The organism is Variovorax sp. (assembly GCF_965279555.1).
Taxonomy (GTDB): domain Bacteria; phylum Pseudomonadota; class Gammaproteobacteria; order Burkholderiales; family Burkholderiaceae_C; genus Variovorax.
The window spans coordinates 620,184-645,420 of record NZ_OZ257247.1; the positions used below are offsets into that span (position 1 = coordinate 620,184).

Genomic DNA, 25,237 nt, shown 5'->3' on the forward strand with positions numbered 1-25,237 from the left:
CGTTTTGAATCGCCGCATGTGCCGATCCAATTTGACGGCAGTCCCTCGCGCGCGAACACTCCCGGCATGAGCGAGCAGAAGATAGAGTTTTACAAGGGCCCCGCCGGCGGCTGGGGCGCTTTGCGCAGCGTCACGAATGCGCTGCTGCGGCAGGACATTCCCATCAAGGGCGCGAAGACGCTGCTCTCGGCCAACCAGCCCGATGGCTTCGACTGCCCCGGCTGCGCCTGGCCCGACCGCAACCACGCCTCCACCTTCGAGTTCTGCGAGAACGGCGTCAAGGCCGTGGCCGCCGAAGCCACCGCGCGCCGCGCCGGCCCCGAGCTGTTCGCGAAACACACCGTGGCCGAGCTGGCCGAGCAGAGCGACTTCTGGCTCGAGGACCAGGGGCGCCTGACGCACCCCATGGCCTACGACGCGGGCAGCGACAAGTACGTACCCATCGAATGGGACGACGCCTTCGCGCGCATCGCGCAGCACCTGAACGCGCTGCCCGACCCGAACCAGGCCATCTTCTACACATCGGGCCGCGCGAGCAACGAGGCCGCCTTCCTGTACCAGCTGTTCGTGCGCGAATACGGCACCAACAATTTCCCCGACTGCTCGAACATGTGCCACGAGCCCAGCGGCAGCGGCATGCGCCCGCAGATCGGCGTGGGCAAGGGCACGGTCACGCTCGACGACTTCGAGAAGGCCGACGCGATCTTCATCTTCGGCCAGAACCCCGGCACCAACCATCCGCGCATGCTGGGCGAGCTGCGTGCGGCCTCCAGGCGCGGAGCGCGCATCGTGAGCTTCAACCCGCTGCGCGAGCGCGGCCTGGAGCGCTTCGCAGATCCGCAGGACAAGCTCGAGATGGCCACCATGGGCTCCACGCCCATCAGCACGCACTACTTCCAGCTGCGCGTGGGCGGCGACTTCTCGGCCATCAAGGGAATGATGAAGCACGTCATCGAGCGCGAGGACGCGGCCGTGGCGCGCGGCGAGCCCTCGGTGCTCGACCATGAATTCATCGCCGCCCACACCGTCGGCTTCGAGTCGCTGGCGGCCGATCTGCGCGCCGAGTCGTGGGACATCCTGGTGCGCGAGTCGGGCCTGAGCGAAGAACAGATCCGCGCCGCTGCCGACGTGTACCTGGGCGCCAGGCGCGTCATCGCCTGCTGGGGCATGGGCATCACGCAGCATCAGCATTCGGTGGCCACCATCCAGATGATCGGCAACTGGCTCATGCTCTGCGGCCACATGGGCCGCGAGGGCGCGGGCGCCTGCCCGGTGCGCGGCCACAGCAACGTACAGGGCGACCGCACCATGGGCATCTGGGAAAAGCCGCCGGCCGCGCTGCTCGACCGGCTGCAGCAGGTGTTCGGCTTCGAGCCGCCGCGCCAGAACGGCGTCGACACCGTCGAGGCGATCCGGCTCATGCTCGACGGCAAGGGCAAGGTGTTCTTCGCGCTCGGCGGCAACTTCGCGGCCGCCACGCCCGACACCTACCAGACCTGGAAGGGCCTGCAGCAGTGCGACCTCACGGTGCACGTGACCACCAAGCTCAACCGCAGCCACGTGATCCACGGGCGCGAGGCCATCATTCTTCCGTGCCTGGGCCGCACCGAGATCGACATGCAGGCCAACGGCCCGCAGGGCGTGACGGTGGAAGACTCGATGAGCATGGTGCACATCTCGATGGGCATCAACCCGCCGGCGTCGGAGCACCTGTTGTCCGAGCCGGCCATCGTGGCGCGGCTCGCAGCCGCCACCATCGGCGCGCGCAGCAAGACGCCGTGGCTCTGGCTGGTGGAAGACTACGCACGCATCCGCGACAAGATCGAAGCCGTGTTCGACGACTTCAAGGACTTCAACACGCGCGTGGCGCACCCGGGCGGCTTCCGCCTGCGCAATACCGCGAGCGAGCGGGTGTGGAACACCGCGTCGAAGAAAGCCGTTTTCTTCACGCACGCCGTGCCGCTGGACACCCATTCGCACCGTGCCCGCGCGCGCTTCGCGAGGAAGGGCGACACCATCGTCTTCACGCTGCTCACCACGCGCTCGCACGACCAGTACAACACCACCATCTACGGCATGGACGACCGCTACCGCGGCGTGTTCGGCCAGCGCCGCGTGGTCTTCATCAACAAGGAAGACATCCGCCAACTGGGCATGAAGGACGGCGACTGGGTCGACATCCAGACCGTGTGGAGCGACGGCCAGGAGCGCCGCGCCGACCGCTTCAGGCTGGTGGCCTACGACATCCCGCGCGGCAACCTCGCCGCCTACTACCCCGAGACCAATCCGCTGGTGCCGCTGTCGTCGGTGGCCGAGAACGCGGGCACGCCGACCTCCAAGTCCATTCCTGTGGTGCTGTCGTTGCATGCGGCGCCTGCCCCGGCCCCGTCAGACGCTGATACCGTGGCGGCATGACCGCCGCCTCCTTCGACGCCGATTCCTTCTCCATCGCCATCCTGCGCGCCCTTGCCGAAGCGCCGGGCGAGGGCGGCATGTCGCTGCCGCGCCTGGGCAAGCGGCTGGGGCAGGGCGCGAGCGTGGTCATGCGCCAGCTCACGCTGATGGGCGATGCCGCTATCGGCGGCGTGCGCGGCCCCGGCTGGGTGCGCGTGGTGCAGCTGGACGACCGCTGGGTCGCGCACCTTACCGATGCCGGGCGCGCACTGGTCGACGCCCTGCCGGCTGACGAAAACCCCGGCTGAGCGGAGAATGGCCGCGGCCATGCAAGACGACCCCATCACCGAATCCGATTCCCTGCCGCCACTTGCGCGGCACGCCGTGCATGTCTTCGGCGAGCGCGGCCTCGCGCCCGAGGGCGCGGTGCGCGACGACACGCTGGCGTCCGAGGTGCCGGTGGCGCTGGTGTTCAACGGCGTCTCGCACGCGGTGATGATGGCCACGCCGCAAGACCTCGAAGCCTTCGCGCTCGGCTTCGCACTGAGCGAAGGCATCCTCGACGGCGCCGCCGATTGCCGTGGCATCGACGTGCGGACGATCGATGCCTCCGATGCCGGCTTGCCCCAGGGCATGCCCGGCATCGAAGTACAACTCGAAATCTCCACACGCAGCTTCGAGCGCCTGAAAGACCGCCGCCGCAGCCTCGCGGGCCGCACCGGCTGCGGCGTGTGCGGCGTCGAGAGCTTCGCGGGGCTCGACCTCACGCCGCAGCGCGTGCCGCAGCGCGACTGGATCGAGCGCATCGACCTGGCGACAGTGCTTCGTGCCTTCGCCGCCATGCCGCCGCGCCAGACACTCAACGCAGAAGCCGGCGCAATCCACGCTGCCGCTTGGGCCACGATCGACGGCGAGCTCACCGATCTGATGGAAGACGTCGGGCGCCACAACGCGCTCGACAAGCTGCTCGGCAAGCTCGCGCTGGCGGGGCGGCTCGAGGAGCCGGGCTTCGTGCTGATGTCCAGCCGCGGCAGCCATGAGCTCGTGCGCAAATGCGCGCGCCTGAGCATCGCCGCGATGGCGACCATCTCCGCGCCGACATCGATGGGCGTGCGCATGGCCGAACTCAGCGGCCTGCGTTTCTGGGGGCTGTGCCGCGCGCCGCGCGGTGTGCTCTATGCCGACGGGCTAAGTAACGGAAGTTGAAGCGTCGCGAGCCGCCTCGCGACATTGCTAACAAGAAGCCGTTTCTTGTTAATTTCGACGCCGTCGATCAATGCGACGGTGTTGCATATCTAACGGATAACTCAAGAATTCTCTAAGTCACTTTTGGCCACAAATGTGCAGCCAAATGCGACATGACAATCCGCGTCCGCAGCGTATTCCTCGCTGCATACGTCCGGGTTTTCATGTTCTTTCGATCACGCTCTCTCGCGCCGCAATCGTTGCGCGCAGTTTCTGTTGCTTGCCTGTGGCTGGGTGCCGCGTCAGGCGCTCTGGCTCAAGCCAACCCTTCTGCACCCAATCCCTTCGTCGAGCAGCTGCGCCAGCAGGAGCGCGAGCGAGCCCTGCGGGAGCAGCAGGAGAAGTCGGTCGACAGCCACCTTCAGCAAGCGACTCAAAAAGATTCGGTCCGCCTGCCCGAGACAGAGTCGCCGTGCTTTCGCGTTGACCGCCTTTTGCTTTCGGGCGAGCGTTCGGCGGAGTTCCAGTGGGTGCTGGATGCCGCCGCGGGCCCCGAGGCGAACGACAGCCCGCTTGGCCGCTGCCTGGGCACGCAGGGCGTCAACACCGTCATGGCGCGGCTCCAGCAGGCGATCATCGCCAGGGGCTTCGTCACTACCCGCGTGCTGGCGGCGCCCCAGGATCTGTCCGCAGGACTGCTGACTTTCACCCTGGTTCCCGGGCGGATCGCCGCCGTCCGTGCCACTCCGGATTCGAACACCCGCTTCGGCAACAACCGTCTGCTGCTCGAGGGTGCGATCCCGGCCCGCCCTGGCGACCTGCTCAACCTGCGTGACATCGAGCAGGGCCTGGAGAACCTCAAGCGCACACCCACCGCCGAAGCGGACATCCAGATCGAGGCCTCGACCGCGCCCGACGCCCAGCCCGGCGACAGCGACCTCGTCGCCAAGTACACGCAAGCCCGCATGCTGCGCGGTACCCTGAGCCTGGACGACAGCGGCACCGGCGCCACCGGGAGGTACCAGGCAGGCGTCACCGTCTCGGCCGACAACCTTTTCGGCCTCAATGATCTTTTTTACGTCAGCGCCAACCACAGCGTGGACGGGCATGTCCTGGGCAACCCTCGCCGCGGCACGGAGGGTCAGACCGTTCATTACTCGCTGCCCTGGGGCTATTGGCAGCTCGGCTTCACCGCATCGAACAGCCACTACCGGCAAACCGTGGCCGGCCTGAACCAGGACTACATCTACGCGGGCAAGACCAACAACGCCGAGCTCAGGCTCTCGCGCCTGGTCTACCGTGACCAGCGCCGCAAGACCACTGTCGCGATCCGCGCCTTTCGCCGCGAGTCGCGCAGCTTCGTCGACGACACCCAGATCGAGAACCAGCACCGCGTGCTCGGCGGTTGGGAGGCGAGCCTGAGCCACAAGGAGTTCATCGGTGAAGCCACGCTGGACGGCACCTTCGCCTTGCGCCAGGGCACCGGCGCCTTCGGCGCCAGGCGAGCACCCGAAGAGGCGTTCGACGAAGGCACCAGCCGCTTCCGGCTGATGACGGCCGACGTGAGCCTCAACCTGCCTTTCAAGCTCGGCGAGCAGAAGTTGCGCTACGCGGGCCAGTGGCGTGCGCAGTGGAACCAGACCCAGCTCACGCCGCAAGACCGCTTCGGTATCGGCGGGCGCTACACCGTGCGCGGCTTCGACGGCGAGACCAGCCTGCTCGGCGAGCGGGGCTGGCTGCTGCGCAACGACATCGGGTGGGCCGCGGGTCAGAGCGGGGCCGAGCTCTATGCGGGCATCGACTACGGCCGCGTGGGCGGCAGGTCGGTCGCATGGCTGCTCGGAAATCACCTGGCGGGTGGCGTGATCGGCGTGCGTGGGGCATGGAGGGGGCTGAACTACGACGTCTTCATCGGCGCTCCGATCAGCAAGCCCGAGAGATATCGCACGGCCAGGGTCACGACGGGGTTCAACCTCAACTTCAGCTTTTGAGGAGGAAGCCGCACCAGAGAAAACCGACATCGCATTCCCCAACCAATCACAACAGATCACACAAGATTCATGAAAAACAAGATTCTCTTTTCGCTCTCATTGCTGTCACTTGGCCTGCTTCACGCTTGCGGTGGAGGCAGCGGCGGTGGAGGCGGCGGCATGCCCATGGCCGCCCTTCCAGCCAACGCCCCGTCCGCGACGGCGGAGGCGGCTGCCGCGGCGCCTGCAGCAGCGGATTCCGGCGCCGTATCGGCACCGTTCGCTCGCGGTGAGCGCGCGCGCTACCTGCTGCTGGGTGTGGGTGCGCAGTCGTTCGGTGTGCTGTCGCAAAGCGAGCAGGCGGCCAGCGGCGCGATGACCCGCCTGAACGACAACACGCTGACGGGATCGAGCGCGACGAAGGAAATCAACGGCGACGCGAACTTCGCGATCGGCCGCTGGACCGCCGGGACGGTCACGCGCAGCTCGGGCGCAGAGACCCTGACCGGCGCCGACAACCGTGCGTATCACTACCTTGCCCTGAACGAGCTGAAGACCCTGCCCGCAAGCGGAACCCCCACCTGCGATGCGGGCGTCTTCACCAGTCCCACTTATGTGAGTGGCAGCAGCGGGGGCGCGGCCAACAGCGGTATCGCAAGCGGCTCTTCGACGCTGGCATTCGGCAGCGAAGGAGCGACCGTCACGGGCGCGGTGAAGGTGACGGTCGGCGATGCCGTCGGCACGGTGAATTTCGACACCAAGGTCAAGTCGCCATCCAGCACGTCTGTGACCGGCAGCTTCCTGAGCGCGGGTGCCGGCGCCGGCATCACGCTGGGTGATCACGGCAGCGGTGCCTATGCGATTGCGGTGGGCTATTCGGCAACGCTTCCTTCCGGCGCGCGGTACATGGGCGTCGCGAAGTTCCGCTGCGCTTGAGATCGTGAGCAGGGAGCCGGGGTGATCGCATCGCTGCGCTCACCGTCGGCTCCCGTCAGGGGCCGAGTTTCCGAGCCATCAGGGAGAAAAAAATGAACAAGCATCTTTACCGGATCATCTTCAACGCCGCGCGCGGCATGCGCATGGTGGTTCAGGAAACGGCCAGCAGCATCGGCAAGGGAGCCTCCAGAGGCACCGTGCCAGCGGCCGCGCTCGTCGGCGTGCTGCTCGCAGGCGCCGTTCGGGCACAGATCGTCGGGGCGCCCAGCGTCGCCGGGCATCTTCGGCCGACCGTGCTCCTGGCACCCAACGGCGTGCCGCTGGTCAACATCCAGACGCCCTCGGCCGCGGGCGTGAGCCGCAACGTCTACAACCAGTTCGACGTGATGCGCAATGGCGCCATCCTGAACAACAGCCGGGTGAATGTGCAGACGCAGCTCGGCGGCTTCGTCCAGGGCAACCCGTGGCTCGCGAGAGGCCCGGCGCGCGTCATCCTCAACGAAATCAATGGTGGCAACCCGACACAGCTGCGTGGTTACGTCGAGGTGGGCGGGCAGCGCGCGGAGGTGATCATTGCCAATCCGGCGGGCATCTCCGTGGATGGCGGCGGCTTCATCAACGCATCGCGCGCGACCCTGACCACCGGCGTGCCACAGCTCAATGCACTGGGCGGGCTCGACAGCTTTCTCGTGCGCGATGGCACCGTGAGCATCGAAGGCGCCGGGTTCGACGCCGGCAAGACGGACTATGCGGCGATCCTCTCGCGGGCCGTGCAGGTCAATGCGGGCATCTGGGCGAATGAACTCCAGGTGGTCGCGGGTGCCAACCAGATCGGCGCCGATCACGGCAGTGTCACGCCCATTGCGGGCAACGGGCCCGCACCTGCATTCGCACTCGACGTTGCGGCGCTGGGCGGCATGTACGCCCGGAAGATCACGCTCATCGGCACCGAGGCGGGGCTTGGCGTGCGCAATGCGGGCAACGTCGGCGCGGGTGCGGGCGGCCTTGTCGTGACGACGCAGGGGCGACTGGAAAACACTGGAACGCTCGAAGGCGCTCGGGTGCAACTCGCCAGCGGCGCGGACATCGACAACCGTGGCGGCACCATCCGGCAGACGAGCATGGCCGGTCTCACGATTGATTCGCCGGTGCTCAGCAATACGAATGGGGGCGTGATCAGCGCGGAGCCTTTTGCGCCGGCAGCGGGTGAGAGCGGTGCGTCTTCCGCCCTCGCCGGGGCACCCGGCGCCATCACCGCCGCAGGCACGATCCGGAACGACGGCGGCCGCATCTACGCCGGCGGCCCGATCACGCTCAAGACGCCGCAGATCGACAACACGGGAGGCACTCTCAGCGTGGCGACCATGGCCGTGACCGGTGCCAGGTTCAGCAACGCGGGTGGCACGCTCGACGTCAGCCGAAGCTTCAGCGCGAACGTCGGCCAGTTCGACAACACAGGCGGCAAGCTCAATGCGGGCAGCCTGCAGATCTCCACCAGCGGCGACCTGATCAACGTGGACGGCACGCTCACCAGCGCCGGCGATGCGAGCCTCGCCGTCGGCGGCCGCGCCGACAACACGCGCGGGATCATCACGGCGGTTGGTCGCCTGACGGCCGATGTGGCGAAGGCCGTCGACAACAGCGCCGGTACGCTGGTTGCAAATGAAGGGCTGTCGCTCGACGCAGGCGCGCTGCGCAACAGCGGGGCGATCCACGCGGGCAACGACATCAGACTCGCTGTCGCCGGTGCGCTTGTCAATGACGGCGGCATCACCGCCGGCGGCAACACCGCGATCACGGCTGGCAGCCTGGCATCCAGCGGCGGCAGCGTGCTCGGTGCCGGCGTTCAAGGCGATGGCAAGCCGGGCCTTGCAGGTGAACTGAGCGTCGCAGCCTCGGGTTCGCTGGTTGCAAATGGCTTGAACCTGGCTGTTGGCGACGCAACGCTGCGAGGCGCGAGCGTCGACCTCTCGGGAAGCCAGACCGGCGCGGCGAACATCTCGGTGACTGCGACGCAGGGCAACGTGAAAACCAGCGACAAGGCCAAGGTGGTGACGCCGGGCGCCTTGAGCATCACTGCCAACGCGCAGGCGGACCAGGCCTTGCTCAACGACGCCGGCGTGCTCAATGCCGGCCGGCTGAATCTGCGGGCATCGAACATCGCCAACACCCGCAGCGGCGAGATCGTGCAGACCGGTGCCGATGCCACCACGCTGGCCGTCTCCGGCATCCTGAACAACGATGGCGGGCGCATTGCCAGCAACGGCCGCGACCTGACGCTGAGTGCTGCCAGGCTGGGAAATGCCGGCGGCGCGGTCGAGCATGCGGGTGAGCAAGCGCGCACCGGCACCTTGCGCATCGCGGGTGGCAGCTTCAGTGGAGCCAGCGGCCGCATCGCCGGCAACGGCGCTCTCGCCATCGAACTGAAGAACGGCTTCGAGCAAGACAACGGCCGTACTGAAGCCAGGCAGATCAGCATCGAGGCCGGTTCATTGAGCAATCGCGGCGGCAAGATCTCGGGGCGCTCGCTGTCGGTCGATACACGCGGCGGGGACCTCGACAACGGCGCCAAGGGCACCATCGCCGCATCGGGAGCGCTCGTGCTGCGATCCGGCGCCTTGAACAACGACTCGGGCTTGATCCAGTCGGGCGAGTCGCTGCGCATCGACACCAACGGCCGGGTCCTCTTCAACACCAACGCGGCCGGCCACCGGACCCAACCGGCAGACATGGCCGGAGGCATCACGAGCGGCGGCACGCTCATCCTGAAGACGGGCGAAGTCAAGAACACGGCCGGTTCCATCGACTCGAAGGGAGCGTTGATTGCCGAAACCCAGGCGTTCACCAACGCCGGCGGCAAGACGCTGGCCGTGGGCAGCCTGGACCTCGATGCCGGCAATGGAACGATCGACAACACCGGCGGATTGGTCCGCGCGAACGGAGCGGCCCGGCTCCGTGCCGGCAGCGTCGTCAATGCCAACACCTCAGGCGACGAGCAAGGCATCGAAGCAAGGAACGTCACGGTTCTTGGCGGGGCGGAACTGAACAACATCTCGGGGCGGATCGCCGCCGTGGAGGCGCTTGACGTCAAGGATCGCAACGCGGGCAACTCCGCGGCCAGGGGCCTGGCCATCACCAACACCGATGGCGTGCTCAAGGCCGGGATACCTGCTGCGCCCGGTGCGGACGGCAAGATGCGCAGTGGTGTCGGAGGCGTGTTCATCGACGCGAAGTCCTTCAGCGGCGACGGCCGGATTGCCTCAGCCAACGACCTGAACGTTGCGCTCGTACAGGACGTCACGAACAACTCGAAGATGGACGTCGACGGCAACCTGAACTTCAGCACCGCCGGCAAGTTCACCAACAACACGAAGTTGTCGGCGGGGCGCAAGCTCACGGTCGATGCAAGCGTCATCGACAACGCGGCGGACGCCGAGATGTCGGGCAAGGACACCGCACTGAAGGCAGTGACGACACTGACCAATCGAGGCTTGATAGACAGCCAGGGCGCGACGCAGATCGACGCGGGCACGCTGCACAACATCGGCACGGGCCGCATCTACGGCAACGCGGTGTCCGCTGCGGTGGGCACGCTCGACAACTCCGCTGAAACCGTCAATGGCATCGCCAAGGCCGCGACCATCGCGGCGCGCGAGTCGCTGAACATCGGTGCCGACATCGTCCGCAACCGCGAGCACGCGTTGATCTTCAGCGCTGGAACGGGCGCGAAGGCACTGAACATCGGCGGCAGGCTCGACGGCAACCGCGAAGCCGCGACCAGCGGCAGTGCCCTGGAAAACCTGAGCGCGCGCATCGAGTCGCTGGGCGACATGACTGTCTCGATGGGGCGCATCGACAACCTGGACACGCGCATCAAGCTCGGGCCGAAGACGACGACCCAGGTGTTCTCCAGAACCATCGGCGTGGAAGGCATCGGCCACTTCAAGCCGGAGGATGTTGTCTACACCCCGGGCAAGGCCAACCTCTTGCTGCGCAACCCCGATGGAAGCTGGAGGCCAGCCAATGGCCATGTCTGGGGAGTTTGGGACAAAACCGTTCTCACGACGACCGACACGGCCATCGACGCCGACCCGGCCGCCATCGTCGCCGGCAGGGACATGACCCTCATTGGCAACGGGCTGAACCGCGACAGCCGGATCACCGCCGGCGCTGTGCTGGACGCGCCCGGCATCAGGAACGAGGCGCTACAGGGGGAGGTCACCACGCAGACCGGCTCTATCGTCCATTGGCGCGCCACCCGGCGGCAGCCGGATGTCATCGAACCCGTGTCGAGACTGAGCAGGGATGTGGGCGCCTACGAGAAAACAGGCAACTTCAACGCCACCAAGGGATACGACGCGGGCAAAGGCTCCGGCGGTGCGAGCGGCCCGAGCCCAGTGGCGACAATCGTCGAAGTGCCGGCCAACGTCGGTGGCGTCGTGAATGCCGGAGGGCGCTCGGTCGATGCCGCCATCACCCAAGCGAGCAACGCCAAGGTGGGGGCCGGCCAGACCGTACCCATGGTCGTGCGCACCAGTTCGCCTCGCATCGATATTCCCCAAGCCAGTCTTTTCAATCTGAATGGCGGGCCGCGGGGCTATCTCGTCGAGGCCGACCCGCGCTTCGCCGGCTACCGGAACTGGCTCAGCAGCGACTACCTGCTGAACAACCTCGGCCAAGACCCCGGCAACACGCTCAAGCGCCTGGGCGACGGCTTCTACGAGCAGAAGCTCATTCGCGAGCAGGTCGCGCAGCTCACCGGCTATCGCTACCTGGGTGGCCACTACAACGACGAGGAGCAGTACACGGCGCTGATGAACAACGGGGCCACCTTCGCGCGGCAGCATGGCTTGCGGCCGGGCATCGGCCTGTCGGAAGTCCAGATGGCGCAGCTCACCAGCGACATCGTCTGGCTGGTCGAGAAGACGGTGACGCTGCCCGAGGGAGTCACCCGGCAAGTACTGGCGCCGCAGCTGTACGTGCGCGTGCGACCCGGAGACATCGACGGCTCTGGTGCACTGCTGAGTGCCGACGCCACCGTCATCAAGGGCGATGGCGATCTGGTCAACACAGGCACCATCGCCGGGCGCACGCTGGTCAAGATAGACAAGGACAACGTCAGGAACCTTGGTGGCCGCATTGCGGGCGGCGACCTTGGAATCCACGCCAAGACCGACCTCGACAACATCGGCGGCAGCATCACTGCCAGCGACTCCGCGACATTGACGGCCGGCAACGACATCAACCTCGTGACGACCACCCGCACGCAGACCGGAGTGCTGACCAGCCGGACGAACATCGACCGCGTGGCGGGGGTCTATGTGAGCAATCCAGAAGGCATCCTCGTGGCTTCGGCCGGGCGGGACGTCCGCCTTGCCGGCGCCATCCTCGCGAATAGCGGCAACGACAGCGGGACGCTGCTGAAGGCCGGGCGGGACATCAGTGTTTCGACGGTCAAGGAAGAAGAGCGTCAGGAGCGAGGCAGCGGCCCGCGCAACTTCTACAGCCAGAGCAGCAGCCGGGAGGTCGGCAGCCAGATTGCCGGCGGCGGCAATGTGACCCTCGACGCCGGAAACAACATCCGCATCCGCGGATCCGTCATCGACGTCGAGGGTGACCTGGCAGTGAAGGCCAGAGAAGGCGATGTGCGCATCGAGACCGGGCGTGCCACCGTCTCGGTCGACTCCGCGAGTGAAGCGAAAAAGAAAGGCTTTCTCTCCAGCAAGACCACCACTCAGCGCGACAGTTCGCGCGAGGAAACAGCCACCGGCAGCTCGCTGGGCGGGCGCAACATCATCGTGTCGGGGCGGGACGTCACCGTGTCGGGCAGCGAGATCATTGCCGACAAGAACGCGGCCATCGTCGCCAGGCGCGACCTCACCATCGAGGCCGCGCAGGACAGCCGCTCCGAGAGCGCCTATCGCGGCATCAGCCAGTCCGGACTCATGGGCTCGGGCGGCTTCGGCTTCACCATCGGCAGCCGCAGCCAGAGCACCGACACCCGAAGCAGCAGCACCAGCGCAATGCGCAGCACGGTGGGCAGCATCGGCGGCAATACCACGCTCATCGCCGGCAATCGGTACACACAGATTGGCAGCGACGTGGTCGCTCCTGACGGAGACGTGACCATCGCCGCGAAGCGCATCGCGATCCGCGAAGCACGCGAAACCAGCCGGACCGAAACCGAGCAGAAGCAGAAGACCGGTGGCCTGACCATTGCGCTTACCGCACCCGTCATCAGCGCGGTACAAGGCATCGGCAGCACGGCCAAGGCCGTGCAGCAAACTGCCAGTGGACGCATGCAGGCGCTGGGTGCCGCCTCCATGGCCGTCGAGGCCAAAGGCGTGGCCGATGCCCTGGCCAACGCCAGTGTCACCAATCCGGCGCAGTCCATGGGTGTCAACCTTTCGATCAGCCTCGGCGGCAGCCAGAACAAGAGCAACCGCACCGAAACCAGGGACACCGCGGCCGGCAGCCGCATCGAGGGCAAGAACGTCAGCATGCTCGCGCTCGGCGGCGGCAAGGACAGCAACATCCTGGTTCAAGGCAGCGACATCGCCGCGCGCGACACGGCGAAGCTCGTCGCGGAAAACCGCATCGATGTTCTTGCGGCCCAGAACACCAGCGAGCGGCATGGCACCAACAAGGGCAGCGGCGGCAGCGTGGGTGTGAGCGTCGGCACCAGCGGCCTGCTGTTCAACGTCGGCGCGAACGCCAGCCGGGGCAAATCGGACGGCACCGATTCGACCTACACCAACAGCCATGTGAGCGCCGGCAACAAGGTGAGCCTTGCGAGCGGTGGCGATATGACGATCAAAGGCGGCGTGATCGAAGCCGACCGGGTGGCCGCCAAGGTGGGCGGCGACCTGAAGATCGAGAGCCTGCAAGACACCGGCACCTCGGCCAGCACGCAGCAGAGCCTGGGCGGTTCCTTGAGCTTGGGGGTGGGCGTGTGGAGCGCAGGCGTGAGCGCAAGCAGCGCCAAGGCCAGCGGCAACTTCGCGAGCGTGAAGGAGCAGTCGGGCATAAAGGCGGGCGACGGCGGCTTCGACGTCGACGTGAAGGGCCGCACCGATCTCAAGGGCGCGGTGATCGAGAGCACGCAGGCGGCGGTGGACAACGCGAGAAACACTTTCAAGTCCGCGAGCCTCACCACCAGCGACATCCAGAACTTCGACAGCTACAAGGCCAGCGGGGCGAGCCTGGGCGTGAACCTCCCGGGGCAGAAGCAGCAGGGCCCTGACTTCAAGGTGGGTGCGGGTGGCAGCGCGGGCGTGGGGAGCGCGTCGGGCTCGCAATCGAGCGTGACCAAGGCCGGCATCAGCGGCATCGCAGGCGACCAGAGCGTGCGCACTGGCGTGGACAGCACGAATGCACTGACGAAGAAATGGGATACGGACAAGCTGGTCGCCGATGTGCAGGCGCAGGTGCAGATCACGCAGGCTGCAATGCCGAAGGCCGCCAAAGCTGTCGGCGAGTATGCGGAACGTCAGACCCGGAAATACGAGCAGGCGCAGCTAGAGGCGGCGGTAGCGCAGCAGGTATTGAGCGATCCGGGCGCCAGCGGGGAGCAGAGAGCTCAGGCGAGTGAAGCTCTGGCGAACGCCAACAGCACGCTTGCCGCGGAACAGCAGAACTACGACAACTGGAAGGAAGGCGGTGCTTCACGCGTGTGGGCGCATGCCTTGATCGGCGGGCTTGCGGGCAACCTGCAAGGCGCGGCGGGTGCGGCGTTGGCGTCGACTGCAGCGCCGGTCATCGATGACTTGACCCGTGATCTGCCCGATGCAGTGAAGGGGGCAGTCGGTGCAGGCCTGGCGGCGGGATTCGGCGCCACGGGTGGAGGCGCTCTAGGGGCTGCTGCGGGGTTCAACGAAGACGCCAACAACAGGCAATTGCACCCGACAGAGGCACAGTTGATTCGTGGCAATGCGCAGGCCTATGCCGCAAAGCGCGGCATTCCCTTGGAGCAGGCAATAACCGAGTTGACCGAACAGAGCCTGCGCCAGATCGACAGTGCCTGGGCCAAGCGCATTGCGGACAACCCGCAGGCCGCGGCCTTCCTGCGGCAGGTCGCGCAGAGCGTTGGGTCGAAGGATGTAGGCGGTGGCGGTCTCTTCGATGCACGAGGCACATCCTCGTACGCCGACCACACAGTCAACGCCGGTGCGTTGGGGCAGACATCGGACTTGTACAACCGGATCACCAATCGCAATGCAAGCGGGATCGTGCCCGGAGTGCGTGGGGCCTATGTTGCCTATGCCGACGCGGGAACGGATCCGCAACTTGCCCGAAAGACGCCTGAACAAGTTCAGCAGTTGCTGGATACAGGGCGGGAACTGAGGCAGCAAGGGCAAACCGTGCAAGAAGGGTTTGCAATCAGTGCGGCCAATCTTGGTGTGTCCCAGACCGTGTTCACCTCGGGGTTGGCGCGCCCGGGCGACGGCAGCAAATTGGCAGACAGGGCGATCGGAGAGACGGGCGAGGCGTTGTTGACGGGGCTGCCCAGCGAGGGTGGTGTGGTGACGACGCCTATGCCCACGCGGAGCATACGTCCGGGCTCAGGGAGCGCAAGTGCGAGTCCTAAGGATCGCCCCGTTGGCGGTCCGGAAGATGTTGGGCCGGCCAACCCGCCGATTTCTGTAGAGCGCGAGCTTGGTGCTACGGACGGGACGGCCAGCAGTCCTTACAGCAGTGCGGGGATGAAATACAGCACTACTACTGTGACTGACGCTGCAGGTAGCGCCTTACCAACCGCGCTAGCTATCAATGGCTCGCCCGGGAAGACTGGTCTCAGGGAATTCAATGAATTACCCCCTAAAGCTCACAGTGGTAATGCGCCGGATACGGTACTTGACAATAATGCGAGAGCCGCGTTAAGCCTGGAGAGAGTTACCGCCCCAATTGATTTCGATCATATCGTGGGGGCCGATTACCAACGCTATCCGGCAAGTAGCCCTTTGGCTGGACGCGTTAGACCCGATACCAACGGAAAAGCGGTTCCGACGGGTGGGCATAGTCTCCTACAGGGAGACGTAAGAATAAAACCTGGCACCGAAACGGCGCCTAACGCGGCTGGCGTTTATAAGGGAGAGCCACAAATGCCGGATCCACTGAACCCTGGTCAATGGATTGATAAACCGGTGGGTTCTGCGGGGCACTCGATGTTTCCAAAAGACTGGACGAATGCAAGAATAAGAGTGGAAGTTGATGCAGCTTGGAATACAAGAGTGGTTCAACCAAATGGGCAGTGGCGTGGAATAACTCCAAGTGGCGTAACCGTGCAAGGCTGGACTGCGCCAAGAGTGACTGCATATCCTGTATATTGACGTTATATTATGAATAATATTGTCGAATTCTTTGTTGAGAAGAATGTGTTTTCTTACCCGAATGCAAGCTATGAAGATTACTGGCGGTTGGCGCGCGTAAAAAATGGATGTGGCACCGATGAAATTAGATACAACAAGTATCTCTGTGCCTGGATTTCGGTCATTTGGCCAAAAAGTAGTTCAGAGTCTTTGTCGAGTATTTTTCGATTTCTTGAGAAATCCAAACGCCTGCAGGAGCATAGAGGAGCGGCGGGGTTTGTTGAATATGGTGATGACGTAAATGTCTCGTTTAGCAATCGAGGGGCACAATTTAGCTGCGCGGTTGATTCATGGGAAGAGGTCTTGGAAGGGCATTTTTCATTGACAGAGGTAATTGCTTTGGTCGAGGCCTGGCGAGAGTTTTTGCAGATGCCAGATTCCGAGCAATCAAAAATGGAAGTTACTCTGCCATGTATTTCTAAATTGCCTTGAAGTATTCGAGAAATGACGCAGAAATTTCTGGAAGAAGACCGCCTGCGATAGTGGGAGGGATGCAGGGGACAGGTGTATGTCATCGTCTCAATGTGATCCATCCATTTTTTATGCAAGTGCCGAGGCCGGGGCTGCGTCAACTCACGGTTATCCGACGGACATGAGTCAATTGCTCACGCAATTGAAGTGTGAGGCTAAGCGGATTCGAACAGCGCCGGATACACCGCGCGGGTGTCTTCGCAGACCAGAGGGATTGACTTCAACGATGAGCAGCGAATGCTTTTTAATTTCCGCCGAAAATTGCTCCTCCAAGCGCCACAATTTCCGTTTAATACCGACCCACGTAGAACCTTACCCTGTCCATTTTTAAAGTAGGGAATCTTAGGAGTGATGGACGTGGCGACATTGAATGTCATCAGTGTTGGGCCCTGCGCGAGCAGGCGTTCATCTGCGAGATGGTTGGGCGTATACCCTGTCTGGCAACACCGCAAAGAACTATCTGCAAGCGGGTGAAGAATGCCCCGCTACGCCGCGCAGAAAAACTCAAGTAAGCTCGATTGCTATACGTAGAAACTCGCAACCTGGCTCTCAATCGAGGCAGCCGTCTATCCTAAACGGTAGAAGATGAAATTAAAATTCTATTGGTATTTTTCTGAGGCATATAAGGACGGCATTCTAAGACCTGCTTGCAGTTGTATCGATGCGGAACAGGAATCAGATGAGTCTCTGGCCAATTATTTGACGGATGATGGTGGTAATTTTTATTTTTATTCCATTTCTTGGGCGGAAGAGGGGTTAAGAAAAATATCGCTTACGGAGAAAAATGAAATTGAGAATTTTCATTATTCGCGCGATGTGTGGGGGGGCTGATTTTTCATCTGAAAATGTTAAAATTTACTCATCTGCACGACGATGATTTTTCTAAGATGATTCCTCTGAAATCAATGAAAATAATTATATTGAGGCGGAAAGAATTTCTTCAAATGAAGCCGTGCATTGAAACGTGTTTCGAGATTGACTTGAATCATTTATCGAGAAGCTGGCTAATAGGCGAGATTGTTTTGGGTGCCTGAAATAATTGCCGAGCGGGAATTGAAATTTCCAAGATTGCCATAGTAGAAAACGATTGGCTCTTCTTGACGGATTTCTTTGTGCTATGGAGCAGCGTTTGACCATGCAGTTTGATCAGCAGAAAAATGAGACCGATATTGGTCTTTGGAAGATCAAGCTGCACGAAGATGATCTAACTCAGCGCGCCAGCCGGGGTCTTGGCTTTATCTGTTGGGCGGCCCGCCGTTGTTCTGATTAATGGCGCTTCGCCGTCAGTAACGCCAAATCAGCCACTCACCCCAGCCTCAACACCGCCTCAGCCACAGCCCCAATCCCCTGATCCGACAGATCAACCGCACCCACGCTCCGGCGCCGTCCCCACGCCCGAAAGTGCAGCTCCTGCGACTTCTCATAGTGCGGGTCGTAATGCAAAGCCATCAGCTCCGCAAACAGATGCGGCAGATCGCCTTCATGCGCCCACTGCTGCCAACGCGCCACCGTCTCCTTGCCCTGCAGTTCCTTCAGCGCTCCCAGCTTGTCGGCCAGTGCGTCGCGGTCTTCGCCCAGGTAGGCGTAGTCACGCAGCAGATACGCCAGCCGCGCCTCTGGCGTAGCGCAGACCTCGATGCACGGCGCCGCGCGCATCCGCGCCACCAGCGACAACGGCAGCGACAGCCGCCCGATGCGGATGCTTTCACCCTCGACATACAGCGGACGCGAAAGATCGACCGTCTCGAGCACCGCCGCGATCAGCGTCTCGAAGTGCTTTTGCGAAGGCTGAGGCACACCTGGCAGTGAACCGAGCAGCGAGCCTTTGTGGCTGGCGAAGTCTTCCAGGTCGAGCACCTGTGCGCCGCGGGCGGCAAGCGCATGCAGCACGCGCGTCTTTGCACTGCCGGTGGCGCCGCAGATCACGCGCAGGTCGAGCTTCGGGGTCAGCGCGTCGATCTGCGAAATGACGTGCCGGCGAAAGCTCTTGTAGCCGCCCGCGAGCTGCTGTGCGTCCCAGCCGACGAGGCGCAGCCACGTCACCATGGAGCCGCTGCGCATGCCGCCGCGCCAGCAGTACACCAGCGGCTTCCAGTTCTCGGGCCGGTCGGCCAGGGTTTCGCGCAGGTGCCGCGCGATGTTGGCGGCGACCATCGCGCCTCCGATGCGCCGCGCCTCGAAAGCGCCGGTCTGCACGTAGACGGTGCCGACGATGTGGCGCTCCTCGTCGTTCAGCACCGGGCAGTTGATGGCGCCGGGAATGTGGTCGAGCGCGAACTCGGCCGGCGAGCGGGCGTCGATCAGCGTGTCGAAGGCGTGGCGGTCGCCGACGCGCACGGGCTGGCGATGACTCATGGCGGGAACCTCATGCCCCGATTGTCAGGCGTATGCAGGTCCGAGGCCACGGCGCAAGCGAGCGCTCGCAAAGTCGACGAAGGTCACCAGCACGAACATCGCGATCAGCACCGTCATCGCCTGCTGCTGCTGGAAGATCGACAGGTGGAAGTACAGCAGCTGCCCCAGCCCGCCGCCGCCCACGAAGCCCAGCACGGCCGCCATGCGGATGTTCATTTCCCAGCGGTAGAGTGCGTAGGCCACCCATTGCGGCAGCACGATGGGCAGGCTGGCGTAGCTGAAGGCGGTGACGGAGTTGGCGCCCGAGAGCACCAACGCATGCTCGGGCTCGCGCGGTGCGTTTTCCAGCGCCTCGGCGAAGAGCCGGCCCAGCACACCCGTGGTGTGCAGCGACAGCGCCAGCGCCCCTGCGAAGGGGCCGATGCCGGCGGCCAGCACCATCAGCGCGGCCCATACCAGCTCGGGCACGCTGCGCAGGAAGTTCAGCACGAAGCGCGAGCCGTGGCGCAACGCACCGCCTGCGCGGCCCGAAGCCGGCAGCGCCAGCAGCGCGCCGGCAACGGCCGCCAGTACCGTGCCGAGCGCCGACACCGCCAGCGTCTGCAACGCGCCATGGCCGACCTTCGAGAGAAAGTCGGGCGACAGGTCGGGTGGGAAGAACTCGGCGATGAACTTGCCCATGAGCCTGAGCGATTCCGACGAGCCCAGAGCGCGGTAGTCGATACCCAGGTAGAAAAAGCTCGCCACCACCGCAGCGCCGATCAGCAGCAGGGCGATGCGGCAGCGCCAGCAAGGCGGCGGGCGCGCAGGCAGCGTAAGGGCCGCCGTCATGCCAGCAGCCTCCGCAGCGCATTGCTCAGCAGGTCGGCCAGCAGCACCAGCGCCAGGAACACCAGCAGGATGCTGCTGGCCTCGCCGCCGTTGAGCATCTTCATCGACTGGTCCATCAGCTGCCCCAGACCGCCCGCGCCGACAAAACCCATCACCACCGACGCGCGCACCGCGCATTCCCAGCGGTACACGGTGTAAGAGGCCAGCTCCTGCGCCGTGTTCGGCAGCAGGCCGTAGCAGAGCGCCGCGAGTCGGCCGCTGCCGCTTTCGAGCAGGGCGCGCGCGGGGCGCGTGTCGGTCGATTCGAGGATCTCGGCGTAGACCTTGCCCAGCATGCCGCCGTAGGTGATGGCCAGCGCCAGCACGCCCGCGGCGGGGCCGAGCCCGAACACGCGCACGAACAGCAGCGCCCAGACTATTTCCGGAATGGCGCGCAGCACCATCAGCAGCCAGCGCGCGGCCTGCCGCACGATGCCGGCCCGCACGCGACCGGGGCCCGGGCCGATGCGCGAGACAGAAAGGGCGCGCGTGGTCACGAAGCCCAGCGGCGCGCCGATCAGCAATGCCAGCGCGGTGCCGGCCGTGGCCATGGCCAGCGTCTCAAGCGTGGCCTTGAAAAGCAGCGCGAGAAAGGCCGGCGAGCCGTCGGGCGGGAAGAAGCCTGCCAGGAAGCCGCCGATGACCGCGAGATTGCCGCCGGTGAACAGCGCCCACGGATTGAATTCGGACAGCGCCAGCATCGGCCATGCGATGACCAGCGCGGCAAGGCAACCGGCCAGCCGCCGCATGGCTTGCGGGTCGCGTCGGATGGCGACGGCGGTGGATGCGGCGGCGTTCAAGGGCAGTCCGGACGAAGAAAAGCCGCTTCGGCCGCGACGGGCTGCGTCGACTTCTGCACCGCCACGCCGCCTTCGCTCGCATAGAGCGCCTCGAGCATCGGGGCCGTCACCTGTGCGGCGGGCAGGTCGAACATCACCAGCCCGTTGCGCATGCCGACGATGCGTGGAAACCAGCGCAGCGCCAGGTCCACCGCATGCAGCGAAGCCACCAGCGTGGCGCCCGTCGATTCGCTCTGCGCGACAAGCTGGCCGATGGCGGCGTCGGCCAGCGTGGGGTCGAGCGCGGACACGGGCTCGTCTGCCAGCAGCAGGGCTGGGCGCTGGTAAAGAACGCGCGCAATGCCCACGCGCTGCAACTGGCCGCCCGAGAGGCGGTCGCAGCGGTCGAACAGGCGGTCTTCCAGCGACAGGCGCGACAGCACTTCGTGAGCACCGGCAATGTCAGAGGGATGGAAGAGCGAGCCCAGCGCGCGCAGCGTCGACCACTCGCCGAGCCGGCCCGCGAGCACCGCGGTGACGACGCGCAGGCGCGGCGCGATGGGCGGTGACTGGTGCACCGTGCCGATGCGGGCGCGAAGCTTCTTCAGCGCTGCGGACGGCAATTGCCAAGGCCCGGCGCCCAAGGCCCGAACCTCGCCCTCCGTAGGCCGCAGCGCCGCGCCGAGCACACGCAGCAGCGTCGTCTTGCCGGCGCCCGAGGGCCCGATGACGGCGATGCGCTCGCCGTCGCGCGCGGCCAGCGTCACCCCGGCCAACGCCCGCTGGCCGTTGGGGTGCATGACACCCACGCCTTCCAGCGAGAAGCTCATCCGCGCAAACTCACTTGATCAGGCCCGCCGACTTGCCCGCCGTCTCGATGCCGTCGTAGTTCGACGACTTGGTCGGGATGAACTTGCTCGCGCGCTGCAGCGCCATGATTTCCTTCTGCGCCGGGTTGGCCGGATCGAGCTTCAGGAAGGCGTCGGTCAGCTTCCTGGTGATGGCCGGATCGAGGCCCGGGCGCACCGTCCAGTTGTAGTCGTAGTAGGTCGGCGTGGTCGCCAGCACGCGCACCTTGGCGGCGTTGGGGTTCTTGGCCTCGACCAGCTTGTCCCACACCGACGCGTTGAGCACGCCCGCTTCGGCGCGCGACGCGGCCACGAAGGCCACCGTGGCGTCGTGCGCGCCCGAGAACGCGACCGTCTTGAAGTCTTTCTCCGGGTTGATGCCCGCCTGCAGCAGGAAGTAGCGCGGCATCAGGCTGCCCGAGGTGGACGACGGCGCGCCGAACGCGAAGGTCTTACCCTTCAGGTCGGCCAGCGTCTTGGCGGTGCTGTCGATGGGCACGATGAACTTGCTGGTGAACACCTCGTCTTCCGCGCGCTGCACGATCGGCACCGCGCCGCCGTTGGTGCGGATGCGCGCCTGCACGAAGGTGAAGCCGCCGAGCCAGGCCAGGTCGATCTTGTTGGTGGCCAGGCCTTCGACCACGGCGGCGTAATCGGTCACGGGCGTGAACTGCACGTCCATGCCGGTTTCCTTCTTGAGGTAGTCGCCCAGCGGCGTGAATTTGCGCTGCAGCTCGGTGGGCGCCTCGTCGGGAATGGCCGAGACGCGCAGCACGCCCTGGGCGAAGGCGCCGAGGCTTGCGACGGAGAAGGTCAGGGCCAGGGTCAGGCGGGTGAGAGTCTTTTTCATGGATGCGCCTCGGGGACGTGCGGTTTTGGGAAGGACGGGATTGTAGAAAGCGGGGCCGCTTCGATAATCGCCCCATGAATCCAACGCTCATGAATCCGCTCGCGCCTTTGCGCCTCACGAGTTTTTCGCATGGCGGCGGCTGCGGCTGCAAGATCGCGCCCGGCGTGCTGTCGCAGATCCTGAAGAACCACGCGGGCGGCATGATCCCGCCCGAGCTCATGGTGGGCATCGAGACCGCTGACGACGCGGCGGTCTACAGGCTCAACGACCAGCAGGCGCTGATCGCGACCACCGACTTCTTCATGCCCATCGTGGATGACCCCTACGAGTTCGGCCGCATCGCCGCCACCAACGCGATCAGCGACGTGTACGCGATGGGTGGCCGGCCGATCATGGCGCTGGCGCTCGTTGCCATGCCCATCAACCAGCTGCCGGTGGAAGTCATCGCCGAGATCGTTCGCGGCGGGCAGGACGTGTGCCGCGCCGCGGGCATTCCGATTGCCGGCGGCCACACCATCGATTCGGTCGAGCCGATCTACGGCCTCGTCGCCATGGGCCTCGTGCACCCCGACCGCGTGCGGCGCAACGCCGACGCGAAGGCGGGCGACGTGCTGGTGCTGGGCAAGCCGCTGGGCGTGGGCGTGCTGTCGGCGGCGCTCAAGAAAGAGCAGCTGTCCGGCATCGGCTACCGCCAGCTGATCGAGAACACGACAAAGCTCAACACCCCCGGCATCGCGCTTGCGGCGCTTGACGGCGTGCATGCGCTGACCGACGTGACGGGCTTCGGCCTGGCCGGCCACACGCTCGAACTGGCGCGTGGCGCGAAGCTCAAGGCGGTGATCGAGTGGTCGAAGGTGCCCCTGCTCGACAACGTGGTGGTGATGGCCGCCGAGGGCATGGTCACCGGTGCCTCGGGGCGCAACTGGGCCGGCTACGGCGCCGACGTGGAGCTGGCCGCCGGCCTGCATCCCACCGCGCAGAACCTGCTGAGCGATCCGCAGACCTCTGGCGGCCTGCTCGTGAGCTGCGCGCCGGAAGCGGTCGATGCGGTGCTGAAGATCTTCCGCGATGAAGGATTCGGGCAGGCGGCGGTCATCGGCCGTGTCGAGGCGGGGGAGCCCTCGCTGCGCGTGGTGCCGTAGTTCCCCGCATTTCTCCCTCCCCCTCTGGGGGAAGGAGCACGACAAAAACGGCGGAAGGGGGAAGGAGTCGAACCTTCCCGGCGACGACTGGCGCCACCAACCGGGTTTGAAGCCCGGCCGCCCCACCAGGGACGATCCCCTCCCATGAATGCTGCTCAAGGCCTCGCCCCGAACAACGACGTATCAGGCCGCAGCAGGTGCGTGTCTTTCACGCGCCGCGTATAGCCCACACGGTCAAAAAACTCCAGCAACTGGATTGCGCGCTTGCGCCCCAGCCCCGTTGCATCGCGAAAACTCGCAGCCTGCAAACCTTCAGGGCCATCGAGGCAATCGCGCGCCAACACCGCCAATCGCTCGATGGTTGCCAGCGGATAGTACAAGTCCTTCACCACCTGGAAGGTCTCGCCACGCCGAGCGAGGCTTGCTAGCGTTTGCCGCGCCATCGGCTCGCTCACAGCGCAGTCCTTCGCAAGATCGCGCACCCACGGTGGATCGAAGCCGCCGTCGGCCAGTCTGGGCAACAACTTCTGCGCGAGCTTCTGTTCGGCTTCACCGAGGCGCGCCGCATGGTCGGGCAGATGCAGCCAGGTGCCGCTGCGCACCAGCGCGCCGCGCGCGACCAGCGCATCGAGCGCATGGCGCCACAGCGCATCGTCGGTGCGCGGTGCGGCAAGGCGCTTGAGGCGGCGCGCATCGGGGCCGACCTCGTCGGGCGCTGTGCGATGGAAGTCCGCGAGCCGCCCGGTGATCTGCGCCTCGAGCGCCTCCAGGTGCCGCTGCGCGATGGACGTGTGCTCGATGCGCACTGCATCGGCGGGCAGCGGCAGGGCGGCTTCGCCGGGCAGCGACAGCGCACGCGCCAGCCGCGCGGTGTCGATGCCCAGCGGCGCGTTGTGCAGCAGTGCAGCCACGCGCGCGGCCCGGTCGTCGATGGCCCAGGCGGCCAGCGTGTGCAGCCGCTCGTGCGTTCGGCGGTAGCGCACCGGCGCGAACGGGTCGAGCACGCGCACGCCGGCCATGGTGCGCGTGGCCGAGGCATCGCGCAGCACGCCCCGGTCGCCATGCCATGCGCCGACACTCTCCTTCGTCACCAGCTGCGCCAGGGCCGTTTCGCCGGGCGCGAGCACGTCGCGGTCGAGCAGCGCGAGCGAAGCCATCACGTCGCTCGCGCCGAGGTGCGCATGCACTGTCGTGCCCGAACGCAGCGGCTTGGCCTCGTCGGGCCACAGCGTGAGCAGCAGGTCGATGCGGTCCGTTGCAAGCGCGATGGCGGGCGTACAGACCCAGTCGCCGCGATGAATCTCGTCCTTGGTGACGCCGGCCAGCGCCAGCGCGCAGCGCTGCCCCGCATGCGCCGATTCGGCCTTCTGGTTCTGCGCATGGATGCCGCGCACGCGCACCGCATGGTCGCCAGGCGCCATGCGCAGTTCGTCGCCGATGCGCACCGTTCCGCTGAAGACCGTGCCGGTGACGACCGTGCCTACGCCCGAGAGCGTGAAAGCCCGATCGACCGCGAGGCGAAACGCCAGGTCGTCTTCGCGCGCATGCTCCTTGCGCGCCACGTCGAGCAGGCGTTCGCGCAGTGCATCGATGCCTTCGCCGGTGGTCGCAGACACCGCGAGCATCGGCGCGCCCGCGAGCGGCGTTGGCGCCAGCAGCGCGGCGATGTCCGCGCGCACCTCGGCCAGCCTCGCCTCGCGCACGGCCTCGTCGATGCGGTCGATCTTGGTGATGGCCACCGTCGCCTCGCGCACGCCCAGCAGTGCCACCACCGCCAGGTGCTCGCGTGTCTGCGGCATCACGCCGTCGTCGGCCGCCACCACCAGCAGTGCGTGGTCGATGCCCGTGGCGCCAGCGAGCATGGTGTGCAGCAGGCGCTCGTGGCCGGGCACGTCGACGAAGCCGAGCGACACGCCGTCGGGCGCATGCAGGTACGCATAGCCGAGTTCGATGGAGATGCCGCGCCGCTTTTCCTCGGGCAGCCGGTCTGTGTCGACGCCCGTGAGCGCGCGCACCAGCGTGGTCTTGCCGTGGTCGATGTGGCCTGCGGTGCCGATGATCATCGTGGG

Annotated in this window: 15 protein-coding genes and 1 tRNA gene; 9 read left to right on the forward strand and 7 right to left on the reverse strand. The window is 65.5% G+C overall.

Translation table 11 applies throughout. From position 1 onward, the window contains the following. Positions 1 to 66: 66 nt before the first annotated feature. The 8 genes from ACQY8B_RS03125 (at position 67) to ACQY8B_RS03160 (ending at position 17,155) form a co-directional block, all read left to right on the forward strand. On the forward strand, positions 67 to 2,415 hold the full coding sequence (locus tag ACQY8B_RS03125; protein ID WP_422085355.1) for an FdhF/YdeP family oxidoreductase: 2,349 nt from the start codon (positions 67 to 69) through the stop codon (positions 2,413 to 2,415). Beyond that, positions 2,412 to 2,702: a hypothetical protein gene (locus ACQY8B_RS03130; protein ID WP_422085356.1), complete on the forward strand. Its 291-nt coding sequence runs from the start codon at positions 2,412 to 2,414 to the stop codon at positions 2,700 to 2,702. Before ACQY8B_RS03125 ends, ACQY8B_RS03130 begins: the two co-directional genes overlap by 4 nt. 19 nt (positions 2,703 to 2,721) lie before the next feature. Then, the gene (fdhD, locus tag ACQY8B_RS03135; protein ID WP_422085357.1) at positions 2,722 to 3,600 is read left to right on the forward strand and encodes a formate dehydrogenase accessory sulfurtransferase FdhD; all 879 of its coding nucleotides are present in this window, start codon (positions 2,722 to 2,724) and stop codon (positions 3,598 to 3,600) included. Between the two features lie 239 nt (positions 3,601 to 3,839). Beyond that, positions 3,840 to 5,570 carry a ShlB/FhaC/HecB family hemolysin secretion/activation protein gene (locus ACQY8B_RS03140; RefSeq protein WP_428744998.1) on the forward strand — a complete coding sequence of 577 codons (1,731 nt, stop codon included), beginning with the start codon at positions 3,840 to 3,842 and terminating at the stop codon, positions 5,568 to 5,570. Positions 5,571 to 5,639: 69 nt separating this feature from the next. After that, positions 5,640 to 6,485: a hypothetical protein gene (locus ACQY8B_RS03145; RefSeq protein ID WP_422085358.1), complete on the forward strand. Its 846-nt coding sequence runs from the start codon at positions 5,640 to 5,642 to the stop codon at positions 6,483 to 6,485. A 92-nt stretch (positions 6,486 to 6,577) separates the two neighbouring features. Then, positions 6,578 to 15,814 carry a hemagglutinin repeat-containing protein gene (locus ACQY8B_RS03150; RefSeq protein ID WP_422085359.1) on the forward strand — a complete coding sequence of 3,079 codons (9,237 nt, stop codon included), beginning with the start codon at positions 6,578 to 6,580 and terminating at the stop codon, positions 15,812 to 15,814. A 9-nt stretch (positions 15,815 to 15,823) separates the two neighbouring features. Further along, the gene (locus ACQY8B_RS03155; RefSeq protein WP_422085360.1) at positions 15,824 to 16,285 is read left to right on the forward strand and encodes a hypothetical protein; all 462 of its coding nucleotides are present in this window, start codon (positions 15,824 to 15,826) and stop codon (positions 16,283 to 16,285) included. Between the two features lie 624 nt (positions 16,286 to 16,909). Continuing rightward, positions 16,910 to 17,155: a hypothetical protein gene (locus ACQY8B_RS03160; protein WP_422085361.1), complete on the forward strand. Its 246-nt coding sequence runs from the start codon at positions 16,910 to 16,912 to the stop codon at positions 17,153 to 17,155. Between the two features lie 474 nt (positions 17,156 to 17,629). Here the strand turns inward: ACQY8B_RS03160 and mnmH are convergent, their stop codons facing one another. From mnmH to ACQY8B_RS03185, 5 genes are read right to left on the reverse strand one after another with little or no spacing between them, the layout of a single operon-like run. Continuing rightward, entirely contained in the window at positions 17,630 to 18,679 is a 1,050-nt protein-coding gene (gene mnmH, locus ACQY8B_RS03165) for a tRNA 2-selenouridine(34) synthase MnmH (RefSeq protein WP_422085362.1), read from the reverse strand. A 24-nt stretch (positions 18,680 to 18,703) separates the two neighbouring features. Further along, the gene (phnE, locus tag ACQY8B_RS03170) at positions 18,704 to 19,510 is read right to left on the reverse strand and encodes a phosphonate ABC transporter, permease protein PhnE (protein WP_422085363.1); all 807 of its coding nucleotides are present in this window, start codon (positions 19,508 to 19,510) and stop codon (positions 18,704 to 18,706) included. Then, entirely contained in the window at positions 19,507 to 20,298 is a 792-nt protein-coding gene (locus ACQY8B_RS03175) for a PhnE/PtxC family ABC transporter permease (protein ID WP_422089144.1), read from the reverse strand. The genes phnE and ACQY8B_RS03175 overlap by 4 nt, the downstream gene beginning before the upstream one ends. A gap of 47 nt (positions 20,299 to 20,345) precedes the next feature. Beyond that, positions 20,346 to 21,158 (reverse strand): phosphonate ABC transporter ATP-binding protein, encoded by an 813-nt coding sequence (locus tag ACQY8B_RS03180; RefSeq protein WP_422085364.1) that lies wholly within the window; start codon positions 21,156 to 21,158, stop codon positions 20,346 to 20,348. A 10-nt stretch (positions 21,159 to 21,168) separates the two neighbouring features. Beyond that, positions 21,169 to 22,026: a putative selenate ABC transporter substrate-binding protein gene (locus ACQY8B_RS03185; RefSeq protein ID WP_422085365.1), complete on the reverse strand. Its 858-nt coding sequence runs from the start codon at positions 22,024 to 22,026 to the stop codon at positions 21,169 to 21,171. Between the two features lie 74 nt (positions 22,027 to 22,100). Between ACQY8B_RS03185 and selD the strand changes: the two genes are divergently transcribed. Next, entirely contained in the window at positions 22,101 to 23,168 is a 1,068-nt protein-coding gene (gene selD, locus ACQY8B_RS03190; protein ID WP_285412806.1) for a selenide, water dikinase SelD, read from the forward strand. 51 nt (positions 23,169 to 23,219) lie between these two features. On the opposite strand, the gene ACQY8B_RS03195 is transcribed toward selD, so the two are convergent. Together ACQY8B_RS03195 and selB are read right to left on the reverse strand one after the other, a co-directional pair. Then, positions 23,220 to 23,312, reverse strand: a tRNA-Sec gene (locus tag ACQY8B_RS03195). A gap of 11 nt (positions 23,313 to 23,323) precedes the next feature. Next, positions 23,324 to 25,231, reverse strand: a complete 1,908-nt coding sequence (gene selB, locus ACQY8B_RS03200; RefSeq protein ID WP_422085366.1) for a selenocysteine-specific translation elongation factor — start codon at positions 25,229 to 25,231, stop codon at positions 23,324 to 23,326. Between the last annotated feature and the right edge of the window lie 6 nt (positions 25,232 to 25,237).